This window comes from Furfurilactobacillus curtus, from assembly GCF_054657915.1.
Window position 1 is genome coordinate 58,975 of sequence record NZ_BAAHXU010000001.1, and the last position, 16,999, is coordinate 75,973.

16 protein-coding genes and 1 other annotated feature are annotated in these 16,999 nt (G+C 45.1%); of the genes, 12 read left to right on the plus strand and 4 right to left on the minus strand.

All coding sequences use genetic code 11. The features are described from left to right. The first annotated feature begins 14 nt into the window (after window positions 1-14). Both ACYQ0Y_RS00425 and ACYQ0Y_RS00430 read left to right on the plus strand, forming a co-directional pair. Complete coding sequence (locus ACYQ0Y_RS00425) at window positions 15-2,270, plus strand: putative polysaccharide biosynthesis protein (RefSeq protein WP_407881996.1); 2,256 nt, start codon at window positions 15-17, stop codon at window positions 2,268-2,270. Between the two features lie 23 nt (window positions 2,271-2,293). Continuing rightward, window positions 2,294-3,040, plus strand: coding sequence for a pseudouridine synthase (locus ACYQ0Y_RS00430; protein WP_407881998.1), 747 nt, complete (start codon window positions 2,294-2,296; stop codon window positions 3,038-3,040). A gap of 185 nt (window positions 3,041-3,225) precedes the next feature. On the opposite strand, the gene ACYQ0Y_RS00435 is transcribed toward ACYQ0Y_RS00430, so the two are convergent. After that, on the minus strand, window positions 3,226-4,059 hold the full coding sequence (locus ACYQ0Y_RS00435; protein WP_407882565.1) for an NAD(P)H-hydrate dehydratase: 834 nt from the start codon (window positions 4,057-4,059) through the stop codon (window positions 3,226-3,228). A 130-nt stretch (window positions 4,060-4,189) separates the two neighbouring features. On the opposite strand from ACYQ0Y_RS00435, the gene pepV reads away from it, so the two are divergent. Then, window positions 4,190-5,608: a dipeptidase PepV gene (pepV, locus tag ACYQ0Y_RS00440; protein ID WP_407882000.1), complete on the plus strand. Its 1,419-nt coding sequence runs from the start codon at window positions 4,190-4,192 to the stop codon at window positions 5,606-5,608. A gap of 98 nt (window positions 5,609-5,706) precedes the next feature. Here the strand turns inward: pepV and ACYQ0Y_RS00445 are convergent, their stop codons facing one another. The 3 genes from ACYQ0Y_RS00445 to ACYQ0Y_RS00455 form a co-directional block, all read right to left on the minus strand. Next, entirely contained in the window at window positions 5,707-6,342 is a 636-nt protein-coding gene (locus ACYQ0Y_RS00445) for a deoxynucleoside kinase (RefSeq protein ID WP_407882002.1), read from the minus strand. 130 nt (window positions 6,343-6,472) lie between these two features. After that, a complete protein-coding gene (gene mscL / locus ACYQ0Y_RS00450; RefSeq protein WP_407882004.1) occupies window positions 6,473-6,859 on the minus strand; it encodes a large-conductance mechanosensitive channel protein MscL in 387 nt (128 codons plus the stop codon). A gap of 102 nt (window positions 6,860-6,961) precedes the next feature. Beyond that, window positions 6,962-7,924 (minus strand): 2-hydroxyacid dehydrogenase family protein, encoded by a 963-nt coding sequence (locus tag ACYQ0Y_RS00455; RefSeq protein ID WP_407882006.1) that lies wholly within the window; start codon window positions 7,922-7,924, stop codon window positions 6,962-6,964. Window positions 7,925-8,078: 154 nt separating this feature from the next. Between ACYQ0Y_RS00455 and ACYQ0Y_RS00460 the strand changes: the two genes are divergently transcribed. The 9 genes from ACYQ0Y_RS00460 (at window position 8,079) to guaB (ending at window position 16,972) form a co-directional block, all read left to right on the plus strand. Continuing rightward, on the plus strand, window positions 8,079-8,924 hold the full coding sequence (locus tag ACYQ0Y_RS00460) for a Cof-type HAD-IIB family hydrolase (RefSeq protein WP_407882008.1): 846 nt from the start codon (window positions 8,079-8,081) through the stop codon (window positions 8,922-8,924). Next, window positions 8,917-9,513: a hypothetical protein gene (locus tag ACYQ0Y_RS00465; protein ID WP_407882009.1), complete on the plus strand. Its 597-nt coding sequence runs from the start codon at window positions 8,917-8,919 to the stop codon at window positions 9,511-9,513. Before ACYQ0Y_RS00460 ends, ACYQ0Y_RS00465 begins: the two co-directional genes overlap by 8 nt. Window positions 9,514-9,694: 181 nt before the next feature. Next, the gene (locus ACYQ0Y_RS00470) at window positions 9,695-9,895 is read left to right on the plus strand and encodes a cold-shock protein (protein WP_407882010.1); all 201 of its coding nucleotides are present in this window, start codon (window positions 9,695-9,697) and stop codon (window positions 9,893-9,895) included. A gap of 695 nt (window positions 9,896-10,590) precedes the next feature. Then, entirely contained in the window at window positions 10,591-12,537 is a 1,947-nt protein-coding gene (gene thrS / locus ACYQ0Y_RS00475; RefSeq protein WP_407882011.1) for a threonine--tRNA ligase, read from the plus strand. Window positions 12,538-12,831: 294 nt separating this feature from the next. Then, a complete protein-coding gene (locus ACYQ0Y_RS00480; RefSeq protein WP_407882012.1) occupies window positions 12,832-14,145 on the plus strand; it encodes a uracil-xanthine permease family protein in 1,314 nt (437 codons plus the stop codon). Between the two features lie 66 nt (window positions 14,146-14,211). Then, window positions 14,212-14,340, plus strand: a sequence feature (ribosomal protein L20 leader region). A 30-nt stretch (window positions 14,341-14,370) separates the two neighbouring features. Continuing rightward, window positions 14,371-14,901, plus strand: a complete 531-nt coding sequence (gene infC, locus ACYQ0Y_RS00485; RefSeq protein ID WP_407882013.1) for a translation initiation factor IF-3 — start codon at window positions 14,371-14,373, stop codon at window positions 14,899-14,901. Window positions 14,902-14,976: 75 nt separating this feature from the next. Further along, complete coding sequence (gene rpmI / locus ACYQ0Y_RS00490) at window positions 14,977-15,174, plus strand: 50S ribosomal protein L35 (protein WP_407882015.1); 198 nt, start codon at window positions 14,977-14,979, stop codon at window positions 15,172-15,174. A gap of 49 nt (window positions 15,175-15,223) precedes the next feature. Next, window positions 15,224-15,580: a 50S ribosomal protein L20 gene (rplT, locus tag ACYQ0Y_RS00495; RefSeq protein WP_407882566.1), complete on the plus strand. Its 357-nt coding sequence runs from the start codon at window positions 15,224-15,226 to the stop codon at window positions 15,578-15,580. Window positions 15,581-15,823: 243 nt separating this feature from the next. Further along, window positions 15,824-16,972: an IMP dehydrogenase gene (guaB, locus tag ACYQ0Y_RS00500; protein WP_407882016.1), complete on the plus strand. Its 1,149-nt coding sequence runs from the start codon at window positions 15,824-15,826 to the stop codon at window positions 16,970-16,972. Window positions 16,973-16,999: the final 27 nt, after the last annotated feature.

Consider the following 16,999-nt stretch of genomic DNA (forward strand, 5'->3'; position numbering starts at 1 on the left):
GAATTGAGATTGTTATGTCAAAGAAAGATCCAACACCAACTGAAGATCAACCGTTGCCAACGCGTAAACAATTTCGGCGGCGAAGAACCCTTAATAGTTTGATGGGCCTTTTCCATTTAAGGACTTCGGCTGGTCAATCAACGGCCGATGAGGGTGGGAGGCAATCAGCGGTCACCAATAATGAAGAAAAAACCAGTGCGACCCAAGCACAGACCACTACAAGTTCACTGTCACCAGAATCTGCTAGTAAGCCAATGGCTTCTAACACAATGTCAGCTGACCAAGCGAGTGTGGCCAACGAAATGCTTAGCGAAGATGTATCGGCGTCAATCGCACCGGCAACGTCAATGGCTGAGACTGAACGACCGGTTCCACTTGAAGCATTAGTGAGTGCTTCAATGAATGGGCTGGATGATGCTAAAAATAGCAACGCCAGGAACGTTGGATCAGCATCAGAATCAGTTGAGCCAAAGCGCCAAGTGGTCGATAAATCAGTTGACCAGCCATTTGAAGAATCCACTGTTAAACCGGCGAGGATGTCTTCGTTACCTGATGAACAGTTATCAGCGACACCGATTGTTCAAAATGCTGCAGAAGCTGAGGAAGATCTAGCCGCAATTGTTGAAAAGCCAGGCTTTGAAGCTGGCGCGGTCTCTGACCAAGAACAGATTTTGCGTGGCACGGGCTGGATGACGGCTGCTAGTATCACTTCGCGGATCTTAGGTGCGTTATACATTATCCCTTGGGTGATTTGGTTTGGCAGCTTTTATAACCAAGCCAATGCCTTATTTTCTAAGGGTTACAATGTTTACTCGATCGTACTGATGATTTCCACAGCAGGTATCCCAGCGGCTATTTCAAAATTGATTGCTCATTATAATGCACTCAACGAATATGGAATTGGTTTTCGTTTGTTCAAACGTGGAATGTTGCTTTCCTTGATTACGGGCATTATTGCCGCTGTGATTTTGTGGGTAGCTGCACCACTTAACTTGTTAACGACAGGGGACCCTAATGTGATTCCAGTGCTGCGATCATTGACGTTAGCTGTATTTGTCTTTCCAATTTTGTCGATGATGCGCGGGATGTTTCAGGGCTACCACATGATGGCACCCAGTGCAGTGTCTCAATTTATTGAGCAGTTAATTCGAATTATTTATATGTTGCTAACTGCTTATTTAATCATGGAAATGGGGCATGCGCCGGCGCAAAATTGGCCGCGTGCTGTGGTTCAATCCACGTTTGCAGCGGGACTAGGAGCCATCGGCGGAATCGGTGTTTTAGTGTATCAAATGTGGCGCTATCGAGGCTATTTTAGAACCAAAATTGCTAGCTCACACGATGGGCTGATTATTTCGACTCCCCAGTTGTTGAAACAAATCGTGTGGCAGGCCATTCCATTTACAATCGTTCCCAGTGCCATCGCAATTTACCAATTGTTTGACCAGATGACTTTTTTCAAGATCATGCATTTAACTTCAAACCTCAGCTACAGTATGCAAAACACGTTGTACGCATTCTTTGACTTCAACGCCAATAAAATCATTATGATTACGGTCTCCTTAGCTTCAGCGTTAGCTGCCACTGCGATTCCAATACTGACGGAAGCTCACACGCTAAAAGATCAAAGTGGTACCAGTAATCAAATTAATTTCACGTTGCAATTGTTTAGTTTCATCATGATCCCATCTGCTTTGGGAATGGCGGCAATTTCTGTGCCACTATACACGTTCTTCTACCGCTATTCATTGCCGGGGTCAATTGTGCTAGAATTTTCAGCCTATTTGTCCATTCTATTTGGGCTCTTTACGGTGTTGTCCACCATTATGCAAGGCGTTGATCAAAACCGAGCGGTGATTTGGTACTTGGTGATCGGCTTAGCTGTGAAAATGCTTCTGCAATTCCCACTAGTTGCGTTGGCGGAAGCGCTTGGACCATTGCTGGCCACCGCAATCGGTTTTGGAGTGTCTTGTTGGTTGATTTTGCGTAATTTAGATCGCCACTTTAACTTAGACTGGGAAGGATTATGGCATCGCTTGAACCAGATTATTGTCTACGCGCTGGCGACTTTTATCGTGGCGCGGTTGACAGTATGGGGTCTAGATCACGTGCTAAATACCCAATTTAAATCTCTGGCCTTTATTGAAGTACTGTTGGCGACGATGCTTGGCGGGGGTGTTTACGTCTACTTAGCTCTGCGTTCACACTTAGCTGATGCGATGTTGGGCGAACGGGCGGCTAATTTACGTCAACGATTGCACATTAAGTAACGGATCAATCAGAAGGAGGTTTCATGGGCACATCAATGCGAATTGATCGATATTTAACCGAAATGCGCGTTGCTACCCGTCGGCAAACGCGCCAGCTGATTAAAGCCGGACATGTACGGCTTAACCAGCAATTAGTCACCCAGGCGCGTCAAAGTGTTGATCCAAATGTTGACATCGTAACTGTGGGCGGCGAGCGGGTCATTTATCAACCGTTCGTGTATTACTTGATGAATAAACCAGTTGGGGTTGTCACAGCGACCACCGACGTTAATACAACGACGGTCATGAATTTGATCAATGCGGCTGATTTTCGCGATGATTTATTTCCAGTGGGGCGCTTAGACAAGGATACGACGGGGGCGCTCTTAATTACGAATGATGGAGAGTTAGGACATCGTTTGACTAGCCCTAAGCACCATGTTTTAAAACAGTATCGAGCAACGATTACGGGCACGCTGTCGACCGATGATGTCGCAAAGGTTGCTGAGGGAATCACCCTAAAAGATGGGACGCGGTTGAAGCCTGCTACATTAACAGTTGGTGAGCAGGACTTGGTACTAAATCAGACTACTATTCGGCTCACCTTAGCAGAGGGAAAGTATCACCAAGTTAAACGGATGGTGGGGTCTTTGGGACAACGAGTGATTGCCTTAGATCGAGAAGCATTTGGACCCTTAACGATTGGGAGTGGTGGTCTATTGCCAGGTCACTATCGGACGTTGACAGAAATAGAACTAGCTGCGACCCAACGCGCCGCGGGCTTGGGATAAAATAAATTCATTTAAAAAGGGGGCCCATCAGTCGCTCGACGACGAGCCTTAAAAAAACGAACTTCAAATGATGATCATCATCATTTGAAGTTCGTTTTTTACGTGGGATTATTTGGCTTATGTTCCGCGGTTTATAAAAACATTGTGAGTGAGGTTGAGGAGTACACTAATTAGATTAGCCGGGTTTAAGATTGTGGTAGAGAATATTGTTTCATATACCAAGGAATTTCTTCACTGATCTGTGTAGGTAAGACCACATAGGCATTGTGAGCCAAATCGTCAGCGATTTGGCTGTGGATGAAAACAGCCGACAAGACAGCATTTAATTGATTAGCAAATTGGGCGGTGAAGCCACCCACCATACCAGCTAAGGTATCCCCCATACCGCCTGTTGCCATCGCCGGTGTACCTCCTGGGTTTTCAAACGTTTGCTCCTCAAATAAAACTTGGGTGTGATGCTTTTTTAAGACGATTATGCCACCAAGTTGTTGAGCTAAGCGAGTGTTGTTGGCTGGTGTTTGTTGTGAAATAGACAGACCTGATAAGCGCTGCCATTCCATTTCGTGAGGGGTAAAAATCAATTTTGCTTGTGGCAATGACAGATCGTGGCTCGCGATCAGGTCAATCGCAGATCCATCAATGGTTACTGATTGGTCAACGCTGACGCCTGCAAGTACGGTTTGTAAAACACTCAAACTATCGTCATCTGTGCCTAATCCCGGGCCAATGACGATACTGTTAGCAGCCTCGGTTAGTTCACGCAGCAACTTTAGGTCGTGAAAATCAACGACCATTGCCTCTGGCATGCGAGCATGTAGCGCAGTAATATTCAGCGGATCGGTGAGGGTGGTGGTTAAACCGGCACCTGCATAAATCGCGGCAGTCGTGGCCATAATGATTGCGCCACCATAACGCGCATTGCCACCAATTAACACGACACGTCCATAAGTTCCCTTGTGACTGTCAGCCGGTCGTTTCCGGATCGTTTGGCGTAGAATTGCTTCGGTAATCGGTTGAATTGCCATCATCAAGCACCTCTTTCATTACTACTTTATGTTGAGTATAGCATTCTCAGTCATCAGGTCCGTGTTTGGCACTTAATTTATGCTAAACTATGGCATAATGATGAAAAGAAAAGGAGTATGGCAAATGACAGATTGGCAAGCAGAAGTAGCACAACGTAAAACAGATTTGATGACCGACTTACAAACAATGCTCGAGATTCCTAGTGTGCGTGATGACAGTAAGGCCACCGATGACGCACCGCTTGGCCCCGGACCAAAAGCTGCTTTAGAAACGTTTTTAAGTTTAGCTAAACGTGATGGCTTTCGGACCAAAAACATTGATAACGTGGTTGGATATGTAGAACTTGGTGACCCAGATGCCGAAGAAACATTGGCTGTTTTGGCACATGTGGATGAAATGCCAGCTGATACTGGGTGGGATACAGATCCATTTACACCAACCTTAAAAGATGGGCGTTTATACGCCCGGGGTGCTTCTGACGATAAGGGACCAGGAATGGCCGCTTATTATGGGTTAAAGATCGTGTCTGAACTCGGGTTGCCCCTTAAGCGTAAGATTCGTTTTATTGTTGGGACAGATGAAGAATCCGATTGGACAGGGATGAATCGTTATTTTGAAGTCGAACCAGCGCCGACCTTAGGCTTTTCACCGGACGCAGAATTCCCAATTATCAATGGTGAAAAGGGAAACATCACGGTGAAAGCGACGTTTGAAGGTGGTCAAGATGCTGAGGCTGATAACACGTTAATTTCATTTGTGTCTGGTGAACGAGATAATATGGTGCCTGCCCAGGCGGATGCGGTGATTACTAGTGGCGATAATGAGGCTTTGGTCAGTGATTTTACTGCCTTCTTAGATCAGGCGCCCGTGACCGGTGAAGTGACCATCGAGGAAGACGGGATTCACCTGCATGTCGATGGGAAAGCTTCTCACGGGGCAATGCCGGAAAATGGGATCAATGCTGGTACTTACTTAGCCGCCTTTCTGGCTGATCAATCCTTTAGTGGCGCAGCAATCGACTTTTTAACATTTGTACGCGATGATGTTCATGATGATACAGTTGGTGCACATCTAGGTGTTGCTATTACCGATGAGGTCATGGGGGCATTGTCATTGAACATCGGCATCTTACGTTTTGCTGAACAAGCAGGTCAGGTGACCTTGAACTTCCGCTATCCAAAGAATACGACTGCTGAAGCCCTCACTGATGCTGTTATAAAAGCTGCTCAAGCTCACAATGGTACGGCTAAAGCTGGTCGGGCCATGGTGCCGCATTATGTGGATGCCGAGGATCCGATCGTTAAGACCCTGTTAGACATTTACCACGAGCAAACGGGATTACCAGCCAAAGAAGAAGTTGTTGGTGGTGGCACATATGGTCGGTTGATGAAACGGGGGGTCGCATTTGGCGCCATGTTCCCAGATACGCCAGACACGATGCATCAACCCAATGAATTTATTCCGGTGGATGATTTATATCGGGCCGCAGCCATTTACGCGCAGGCCATTGCCGAATTAGGTAATCAAACGGATGCCGATTAGTTTGAACTTTTAGTGCCCAGTTACCTAAATAAATCCCCCGCAACAGACTCAGTTTTCGAGCTGTTGCGGGGGATTTATTTGTGTCACTAATGAAAAGCTTATTTACGAATTGCTGCCAGGTGGTCATCAATTTCAGCTAAGACTTCTTGGATATTTTTAGGATCCTCTAAATCGTATTTTTGTAGATCAACCTTCATTTTTGGCGATGCATCATATTCGCTATACCAATCCTTGTACGCTGACCACATTTTGTAATAATAGTCGCGTAGACCAGGGTCATCATCAAACTGTTCATAATCGCGACCGCGCTTTTTAATCCGATAGAGGATCGTTTCAAAGTCAGTTTCTGAATAAACCATTAAGTCGGGTGCCTTCTTAGGCAACTCTTGCAGTTCATTCATCATATTGTCCAGCAATTTCAGATAGACATCAAGTTCAGTATCCGAAATGTTGCCTTCCTTATTGTTTTCTTTTGTAAATAAAGCATCTTCATAGATCGACCGGTCGAGGACGTTGTTGTCGTCAGCTAGGGCTTGTTTGATCATTGAAAAACGTTTGTTTAAAAAGAAAATCTGGAGCAGAAAACCGTATTGCTTTGGATCCTTGTAGTATAGGGGAAGGACCGGATTATCACCAACCGGTTCAAAAAAAGCTTTTGTGTGTAAGTGATCTGCGATTAATCCAGTCAGAGTGGTTTTACCAACCCCGATCATGCCTGCGGTAATTATCACCATGATATCTCCTCATTCAAGTTTTTTAACACTACCACATATAGTACAACATTTTGGGATTGACTACCGGATGTGTTGCTGACAATTCATCGAATAAAAGAGCGCCAGACAAGGCGTCTGACGTTCAAAAAAATTATTCCTTTGGCGTGTGGTCGTTAGCCGTTTTTAATTCATCACGAATTTCCATCAATAGTTGATCCGTTTTTGTGTCTTCAGCCTGATCTGCTTCTTTTTTTGGCATAAAACGATTGATCGCCTTCACCATTAGGAAGACAACAAACGCGATGATCAGAAAATTAATGACCGCGTTGATGAAGCTGCCAAACCGAAAGCTAGCCCCGCCTAGTTTGACGACCCAACTTGAGAAGTCAATGCCACCTGTAAATAAACCGAGGAGTGGATTGATTAAGGTGCTTACCAATGACTTAACGATCGCGGTGAACGCAGATCCAATGATCACCCCAACGGCTAGATCGATCACGTTGCCCCGCGCAATAAATGTTTTAAACTCTGACCACATACTTAATAAACCCTCCCATTTGTCAATTTGGTTTAGATTTATTGTAGCGAATGCGAGCAGTTGTGACCAGTCTGCTGATTAAAATAGTGTGGGCTAGCTTGCTTACAGGTTAACGATAAATTTGGCATCGTGCCCAGCGTTAATGGCAATGACGTTATTGGCTACAATTTCGGCCATTGCATCACGTGCCTCGACTGTTGCATTACCAATATGGGGAGTTAATACGACATTATCTAACGCTTTAAAACCATCAGCGACATGAGGTTCGTCGGTATAAACATCAAGCGCTGCACCAGCAAGTTGATGATTTTGAAGGGCCGTTAATAAAGCTGCTTCATCAATAATTGGGCCTCGGGCTGCATTAATTAACACGGCACTAGATTTCATTTGGGCCATGGCATCCGTGTCAATGAGGTGGCGCGTCCCATCAGTTAACGGTACATGGACGGTGACGATGTCGGCGGCACTGAGAATTTCTGGCACCGTTGCATAGGTCGCATCCAGAGCAAGTTCGGTTTCACTCGGTAATGGCTTACGTTGGCTGTACAAAATATGCATATCAAAAGCGTGTAAACGTTTAGCCACTGCTTGGCCAATGCTGCCCATGCCAATGATGCCGACTGTCTTACCAGCAAGCTCGTGCCCCAAGAAAAATAAGGGAGCCCAACCGGCAAAACCAGTGTTACGCATGAGTCGGTCACCTTCTGCAATTCGATGTAGTAGTGCCAAAATCAAGCCGACTGTCACTTCAGCCGTTGAAGTTGTTGAGACTGCCGGGGTGTTGGTGACCGGAATGTGATGTGCCTTAGCACTAGCAACATCGATGTTGTTAAATCCAGCGCCATAATTAGAGATCAATTTCAAATGTGGTGCGGACCCAATGATGTCGTTGTCAACTTGGGTTGATAAAGCGGTAATGAGAAAATCTGCGTCAGTAACGCTTGCTTTTAACTGATCATGGTCAATTAAACCATCACCAGCGTATGCCTTGACGGTCAAACCAGCGTCATGCAACAATGCTGTTGCCTTGTCGGGAAGTGGTGCAGATACGAAAACTTTACTCATAAGGATTCACTTCTTTCATTGGTTTTAACGTGATACATTGATTCACTTCCACTATACACCACGAAATCGTTTCCATCATTGTCACACTGTTGCTTTTTCGGTATCCTAGATAGGAAGTAGAGAAGATGTCATAACGACAATGATCTAAATAGGAGTGACAATTTTGATTAAACTAATTGCAAGTGATTTGGATGAGACGTTGCTTGATACAGATGGCACTTTGAGTGCTAAAAATATTCAAGCAATTAAAGAAGCAACTGCAGCTGGCGTGTACTTCGTGCCTAATTCAGGACGCGGATATGAATCTTTTGAAGATAATTTGCAGGCACTAGGATTGGCACAGCAGCCTGGTCAGTATAAAATTTCGTTTAACGGCGCCGCTATTTTGGAAAATGCAGGTGACCGTGTGCTGGCGACAAACGCCATTCCCTTTGCGATCGCCAAGGGGGTTTTTGACGCGGGGCGAACATTTGATCAGGTGAGTTGCCATGCATACACTTTGAATCAATTGTACATTTATCATCAAACGCCCACCGATGCCGCGTACATGGCTTCACGGTCTGTACCATTTACGCGATTGAATGAACCAGACTTAAACTTTTTGGCAAGTGAGCCAATCATGAAAGTGATTTTTGAAACACCGGATGTGGCTCGCCAGCACGAATTAGCTGATTTTGTGATGGCTCGGTATGGGGATGACGTGGATGTAACCTTTTCTTCTGGACGTTACATCGAATTTAATCGTAAGGGGATCAATAAAGGACGTGCTTTACTGCAATTGGCTGAGTTATTGCAACTTGACCAAAGTGAAACAATGGCGGTAGGGGATAACTTTAATGATTTATCAATGATTCAAGCGGCTGGTGTCGGTGTAGCGGTGGCTAATGCCGTACCTGCAGTTGCTGCCGCCGCGAACCTTGTAACCAGGGCGACCAATGATCAAGCAGCGATGGCCGAAATTATTCAAGAACATGTTTTGCCAGGTTATCGCCATGGCTGATTTAGCTGAACAGTTGGTCACTGCCAAAAAACGGCAGTCGCTAGTCGCTATTTATAATTTTGTCGATCCAGAAGCTTTTAGTGTTGGAACTATTCTAGAAACAGATGCAACACATGTGTTGTTAAAGGTTATTGACCCAAATGGTTCTATCAACGGGATTCAGTTGATTAATCGGGATTTTATCGGCGAAGTCAAATTGACTTCCGATTATCTACGGAGCACGGCGGTGTGGCAGCAAGCCGCTCAAACAGGTGGCTATGGTGATCCCTGGCATTTAGGTGATCAGCTATCTGGGTTGTCTTTGCCGACTGAAGATCTATTGTGCTTAATTTTGCGACAAGCACTTCAAACCCAACAGGTGATTAATATCGGGACCATTCAGCAATTGGATGACGAACAGTTAGTTGATACTGATTTTACTGGGGTCATCAGTGACTTTGTGGGGGATACAGTCGTGTTGGATTATTTAGATCCGTGGGATTTAAGCGACAAATGGCAATTACAGATTCAGCTGAGTGAAATTAATTCATTGCGTCTTGGGGCAGCGGTTTGTGTGCGCATGGCCGCCTTGCGAGCTCAATATTTATGACAATGATTACGGATTTTAAGCGATAATGTTTGCTTATCTTCAAGAAGTCCTGTATAGTGACATTATTGTGTTGATAGTACGGTTATAAATTACTTGTTCTTCAAATGAATGAATGATGACTTTCTAGCTCACTTGTAAATGCAAAATTAATGATGCGCAATGCGCAGGAGGTTTCATTCTTATGGAACAAGGTACAGTTAAATGGTTTAACGGCGACAAGGGTTTTGGCTTCATCACTCGTGAAAGTGGCGATGATGTGTTCGTTCACTTCTCAGCAATCCAAGGCGACGGCTTCAAGACGTTGGATGAAGGCCAACACGTTACCTTTGATGTTGAAGACAGCGACCGTGGCCCACAAGCTACTAACGTTGTTAAAGCGTAATTTTTAAATCGATTAGGTTTTAACACGTTTGTGTGTTATGCTTAGTCAAGCGATGTGAAATAAAGCATCGCACTCTCAGTGACTTGGAACAGCATTGAGTCACTATTTAACGTTTTACGAGATAAGACAAATAGGTACACCTACTGATACTTCTTGTATTGGTGGGTGTTTTTTTGATTTTAATTTACGTCGATCCGTTATCAAGCGATTGAGACAAAAGGCAAAGCCAAGGTTTACTTTTAAAATCTAATTTGCCAAGGCATGAGTCACCAGTCAGTTTTTTTAAACGTTCCCAGTCTATCAACGATTGTGCTTAAGCAATGTTTCGATGCAATCGTGGTAGTGTAACATTAGCCTAATCACCAAGTCTGAAATTGCCATTGACAGAGTTGGCAACGGTGGTTTACCATAATGTCATTCCAGTCAGATATGATTAATGGGTTGCCGATTCGCAGAGAGGAACTGATTGCTGCAACAGTTCTAATCGGGCTCGTTCGTTACTCCTGACTCAAGCGACCGGTGACCCAAAGCCGGACCGATTGACCGCGTTATTGGTCATGAGAGGCAGCCTTTGTGATTGTTTGATACAATCGGGGTTGTGAATTTTGGGTGGCACAACGTTAATGACGTCCCTAACTGCAATTGCGGTTAGGGATTTTTTTTTGGATTTTTACGACTAAAGGGGAGTGCACGAAATGGCAGAAATTAAGATTACGTTTCCAGATGGCGCAATAAAATCTTTTGAGGCGGGAATTACGACCGAAGAGATTGCCAAATCGATCAGTGTAAGTTTGGCGAAAAAAGCTGTTGCCGGCAAACTGAATGGTGAACTGGTCGACTATAAAGCGCCATTGATGACGGATGGCAAGTTAGAAATTGTCACCAAAGATGCACCTGAGGCGCTGGTTGTTTTACGGCACACAGCCTCCCAAATTTTAGCTAACGCGCTGCATCAATTGTATCCTGACATGCACTTTGGGGTCGGTGAAGCCAATGAAGATGGTTTCTTCTTTGATACGGATAATCCAGCACAACAAGTTAGCTCCGATGATTTGGCTACGGTGGAAGCGAAGATGCGTGAGTTGGTGAAGGCCAACTTACCCATTAAACGGGAAGTCTTGAGCAAAGCTGACGCCTTAGCGTTGGTTGAGGGTGATCCTTATCAAACGCAACTGGTTGAAGCGGCAGCTGCTAAAAATGAGAACCAAGTCGTGGTTTACCACCAAGGTGATTTTGTTGATTTGAGTGACGGGGTCCAGATGTCAGCCACTGGTGCCGTTAAAATCTTTAAGCTGTTATCAGTTGCCGGCGCTTATTGGGAGGGCAAATCATCTAACCCAATGCTACAACGAGTTTATGGAACGGCATTCTTTGACCAAGCTTCACTAGACGCTGATGACGTTCGTCGTCAAGAAGCGCATGACCGTGATCATCGGGTTATCGGCAATGATTTGGACTTGTTTTTCGTTGATCCTAAGGTGGGTGCCGGTTTACCTTACTGGATGCCAAATGGTGCCACGATTCGACGGACAATTGAACGCTACATCATCGATAAAGAATTGGAACACGGCTACGAGCACGTTTATACGCCAGTTCTGATGAACTTAGATGCTTATAAGACATCTGGTCACTGGGACCACTACCGCGAGGACATGTTCCCACCAATGGATATGGGTGACGGTGAACTGTTAGAATTGCGACCAATGAATTGTCCGAGTCATATTCAAGTGTACAAACACCACATTCGTTCTTACCGTGAGTTACCACTACGGATTGCAGAATTGGGTATGATGCATCGTTACGAAAAATCTGGGGCCTTGTCTGGTTTACAACGGGTTCGTGAAATGACGTTAAATGATGGACACACGTTTGTGGCGCCAGATCAAATTCAAGATGAATTTAAGAAAATTCTGAACTTGATGGTTGAAGTTTACGCAGACTTTGATATTAAGGATTACTCATTCCGTTTAAGCTATCGTGACCCAGAAAACACGGAAAAGTACTATGCTGATGATCAAATGTGGGAAAAAGCCCAGACAATGTTGAAGGGGGCCATGGATGACCTCGGACTAGACTATGTTGAGGCTGAAGGGGAAGCAGCTTTCTATGGGCCAAAATTAGATGTACAAACGAAGACCGCCCTCGGTAATGAAGAAACGTTATCAACGATTCAACTAGACTTCATGTTGCCTGAACGATTCGACTTGCACTACGTTGGCGCCGATGGTGAAGAACATCGCCCAGTGATGATCCATCGTGGATTAGTTTCTACCATGGAACGCTTCACGGCATACTTGACGGAAATTTATAAAGGGGCCTTCCCAACCTGGTTAGCACCGCACCAAGTTTCCATTATTCCTGTCAGTGATGATCACCAAGGTGATTATGCGCAGAGTTTGCGGAAACAATTTGCAGCAGCAGGTATTCGAGCAACGGTCGACGATCGCAACGAAAAGATGAACTTTAAGATTCGTGATGCGCAAACGCACAAGATTCCTTACACGTTGGTGGTAGGCGAGAAGGAAAAAGCTGATGAATCAGTCTCTGTTCGTCGCTATGGTCAAGATAACTCGGTTAGTCAAAGTCGGCAGGACTTCCTGTCCACGATTTTGGACGATTTAGCCAGTTACTCTCGCGAGTAGCGTATTGATTTTCCAGCGATCAAATTTTTAACAAACGCGGCGGCGGGCTACACCGACGGCTCACGTTCTGAAAAAACACTTGACGCTAGCTAATCAATTCATTATGCTATTAACAATCAAATATGAACCTTTAACGTAGTCCTGTGAGGCTAGTAAGGGATCGGCTAACGTTTAACTATTATAAATAGGTAAACGTCTCGAAACCACTTGCCTACTCGGTAAGTGGTTTTCTTTTTGGCCGGCAACCTTTCAGACGGCGGGTTCAATCCTTGTGTTTTTAGAAAGGGGTTTCCTATGCAACAGCAGATGTACCATGATGATGAGGCAGTCCTTGATATCCACGATCGGCCCAAATTTTGGCCCTGGATCGGATTGTCACTTCAGCACATGTTCTCCATGTTTGGTTCGACAGTAATTGTGCCCTTATTGGTTGGATTGAGCCCCAGCATTGCGCTCTTTTCCTCAGGGGTTGGGACGCTTTTACACATCATGATCACCCAACGTAAGATTCCAGCCTATATGGGTTCTAGCTTCGCTTTTATCACACCAATGTTAGCTTTGATGAAAACGACTGGCTATCCTGGCATTGGTCAAGGCGTAGTTGCAGTCGGGTTAGTGTATTTAATTGTTGCTGGTTTAATTGGCATGATCGGATCTGGCTGGGTTGATCGGGTGTTACCACCGATCGTGGTGGGACCGATTGTGATGGTCATCGGTTTATCGCTAGCTGGCAGCGCGGCGACCGATGCGATGATGAAAAATGGACATTACAATCTGATGTATTTTGGCATTGCTATGGCGACGCTGTTATTGGCCATTTTCTTCAACATGTTATTCAAAGGATTTTGGGGCTTGATCCCCGTATTGTTAGCGATTGTCTCGGGTTACATTATCAGTATTTTTGCGGGGATTGTTGATTTGCATGCGATTGCCGTGGCGCCATGGTTTAAATTACCAGATTTTCAAGTGCCGGGGTTGACCTATCACTTTCATCTAGAATGGGGGGCGATTGTGACAATTGCGCCAATTGCCTTTGTGACGATGACGGAACACATGGGGCACATTATGGTGTTAGACAATTTGACACACCGCAATTTCTTTAAGGACCCTGGTTTAAATCGCACATTAGCGGGAGACGGTGCAGCATCAGTAGTCGCCGGGTTAGTCGGCGGCCCAGCTGTTACCAGTTATGGGGAAAATATTGGTGTTATGGCCATCACTAAAGTGCACAGTGTGTATGTCCTGATGGGCGCAGCTGTCTTCGCAATTATCTTTGCCTTTGTGAACAAACTGAATGTTCTTATTATGGCAATGCCACTACCAGTTATTGGTGGAATCAGCTTCTTATTGTTTGGGACAATCGCCACCAGCGGAATTTCTGTGCTGATCAACAACCACATTGATTTGGGTAAGAAACGTAATTTAATGATTGCGTCATCGGTGATGGTCATCGGTATTGGTAATGCCTATCTACAACTTGGTAATTTTCAATTTACCGGCTTGGCCTTTGCGACTATTTTAGGAATTGTGCTTAATCTAGTGTTACCTCAAGACGCGGCCAGTGAAAAAGTGAGTGGCGAATTGAAACCGAATGAGGAAGCGGAGTGACCCAAGTCAATCACTTAACCGGGGTGCTTGACATCCGATAGATGGTCCTGTATTATATTTAACTGTTGAGAAAAGCAGAAGCACCCGCTTCTCGCCTCGGTGACATGGTTGCCAGGCTAAAGATGAGTTGAACCGGATTAGGGCGACCTAGTGCGGACGGCGGGTGATTTTAATCACCCGCCATTTTTCTGTTAAATCTCTTCATTGTTGATTCGCTAAGAATTTATGGAGGTGAATACCATAGCTCAAGATACTTTGGTAAATAACGCAATCCGTGCCCGCGAGGTTCGGTTGATTGCCGCTAACGGTGACCAGCTTGGTGTTAAGCCAACCAGCGAGGCCCAACAGCTTGCCGATGATGCAAACTTGGATTTGGTGCTGGTAGCCGCAAAAGCGAAGCCACCAGTTGCCAGAATCATGGATTATGGGAAGTACCGCTTCGAGCAACAAAAGAAGCAGCGTGAAGCTCGTAAGAATCAGAAGACGGTCGAAATGAAAGAAATTCGGCTCAGTCCAACGATTGACGAAAACGACTTCAATACGAAACTGAAAAATGCGGAAAAGTTCCTACAAAAGGGTAACAAAGTTCGTGTTTCGATTCGGTTCCGAGGTCGGGCAATTACGCATAAGGAAATTGGACGTGATGTTTTGAATAAAATGGCGGCTGCCACTAAGGAAATCGCTGATGTTCAACAACACGCCAAAATGGATGGTCGGAGCATGTTCTTGGTTCTGTCACCAAAACCAGAAAAGTAAGTTAATTTATATTTAGGAAAGTGAGTGTTGAGCTGCTCATGAACTTAACACTCCTGTTTAGAGGAGGACATTCTTATGCCAAAGCAAAAGACTAACCGTGCCGTTGCCAAGCGGTTCAAACAATCCGCAAAGGGCGGTTTCATTAGCGGCAACGCTTACACGAGTCACCGTTTCCACGGTAAGACCAAAAAACAACGTCGTCAATTACGTGGTACCAAGATGATGGATGCAACAACGGTTAAGACTTACAAGAAGTTGTTATTGACCAAGTAATTATCAACACTAGAATCTGACCAGGCTTGGTCAATTATTGGAGGAAACAATTATGCGTGTTAAAGGTGGAACTGTTACTCGGCAACGTCGCCGTAAGATGATCAAATTAGCTAAGGGCTATCGTGGTCCTAAGCATATTCAATTTAAGGTTGCCAAACAACAGGTTTGGAAGTCATGGCAGTATGCTTACCGCGACCGGAAAGCGACTAAGCGTAACTTCCGTAAGTTATGGATTGCTCGGATTAACGCAGCAGCTCGTCAAAACGACATGAGCTACAGCACGTTCATGCACGGTTTGAAAGTTGCCAACATTGAAATGAACCGTAAGATGTTAGCTGACTTGGCAGTCAACGACACTCGTGCGTTCAATTCATTGGTTAAAGAAGCTGCCAAGGCTTTGAAGTAACCTCATCTAAATGAATTTAGAGATCACTACCGAATTTGGTGGTGATCTTTTTTTGTTTTGCGAGCGTTTATTGACCGGCAAATGATTCACAGTGAAATATAATTTATCGTTCGGGTCTGGCTATTGACGTCAGTTAGGCAAACCTGCTAAATTAGTAACAATTTATTTTGAGTTGTTGATTGCTAAGTAACCACAATTGTAACGTGACTGGCATGACGTTATATATAGGAGGAACTGATCACCATGACCAACTGGAATAACAAGTTCGCTAAACAAGGTTTAACTTTTGATGATGTGCTGCTGATCCCTGCAGCTAGTGACGTGCTACCTAATCAAGTTAAGCTGCAAACGCAATTGGGACGTAATTTAAAGCTGAACATTCCCATCTTAAGTGCCAGTATGGACACGGTGACTGAAGCACGATTGGCAACAGTTATGGCCCAACAAGGTGGCCTGGGGGTCATCCATAAAAATATGAGTATTGAGGATCAAGCTAAAGAAGTTGGTCAAGTTAAAGCAGCAATGGTTGATCTGACGGCGACGCCTGATGCGGCCGTTGATGAAAAAGGCCAATTATTAGTTGCGGCGGCGGTCGGAGTTACCGCTGACACGTTTGAACGAGCTGAAAGTTTGTTTCAAGCTGGTGCCGACGCGATTATTATCGATACCGCGCATGGTCATTCTAAAGGCGTGCTCGATAAGATTGCTGAGATCCGTGAACAATATCCGGACCGGACGTTAATTGCGGGGAATGTGGCAACGGCCGATGGGACCCGGGCATTGTTTGAAGCTGGCGTGGATGTAGTCAAAGTCGGAATCGGCCCCGGTTCAATCTGTACAACGCGAGTGGTTGCTGGCGTTGGGGTACCGCAAATCACGGCGATTTTTGATGCCGCGCAAGTTGCCGCTGAATATGGCAAACAAATCATTGCCGATGGTGGTATTAAGTATTCTGGTGATATTGTTAAAGCTTTAGCGGCTGGAGGAAACGCTGTGATGCTGGGCAGTATGCTAGCGGGAACTGATGAAGCACCTGGTGAAATTTTCACTGGTGATGACGGCAAAAAGTATAAAACGTATCGTGGTATGGGTTCCTTGGCCGCGATGGAACATGGTTCTTCTGACCGGTACTTCCAAAGTGGCGTTAAAGAAGAAAAGAAGTTGGTTCCAGAAGGTATTGAAGGCCGGACGAGTTACAAAGGCCCAGTTGCCGATGTTTTGTTCCAAATGATTGGTGGCCTGCGCTCAGGAATGGGTTATACCGGTGCGCATACTGTGGATGATTTAATTGATCATGCGCAGTTTGTACAAATCACGAATGCTGGGTTGATCGAGTCTCATCCTCACGATGTACAGATCACGAAAGTTGCACCAAATTACAAGCGGGCTTAATAACTAACTGACGATTAATGAGGAGAA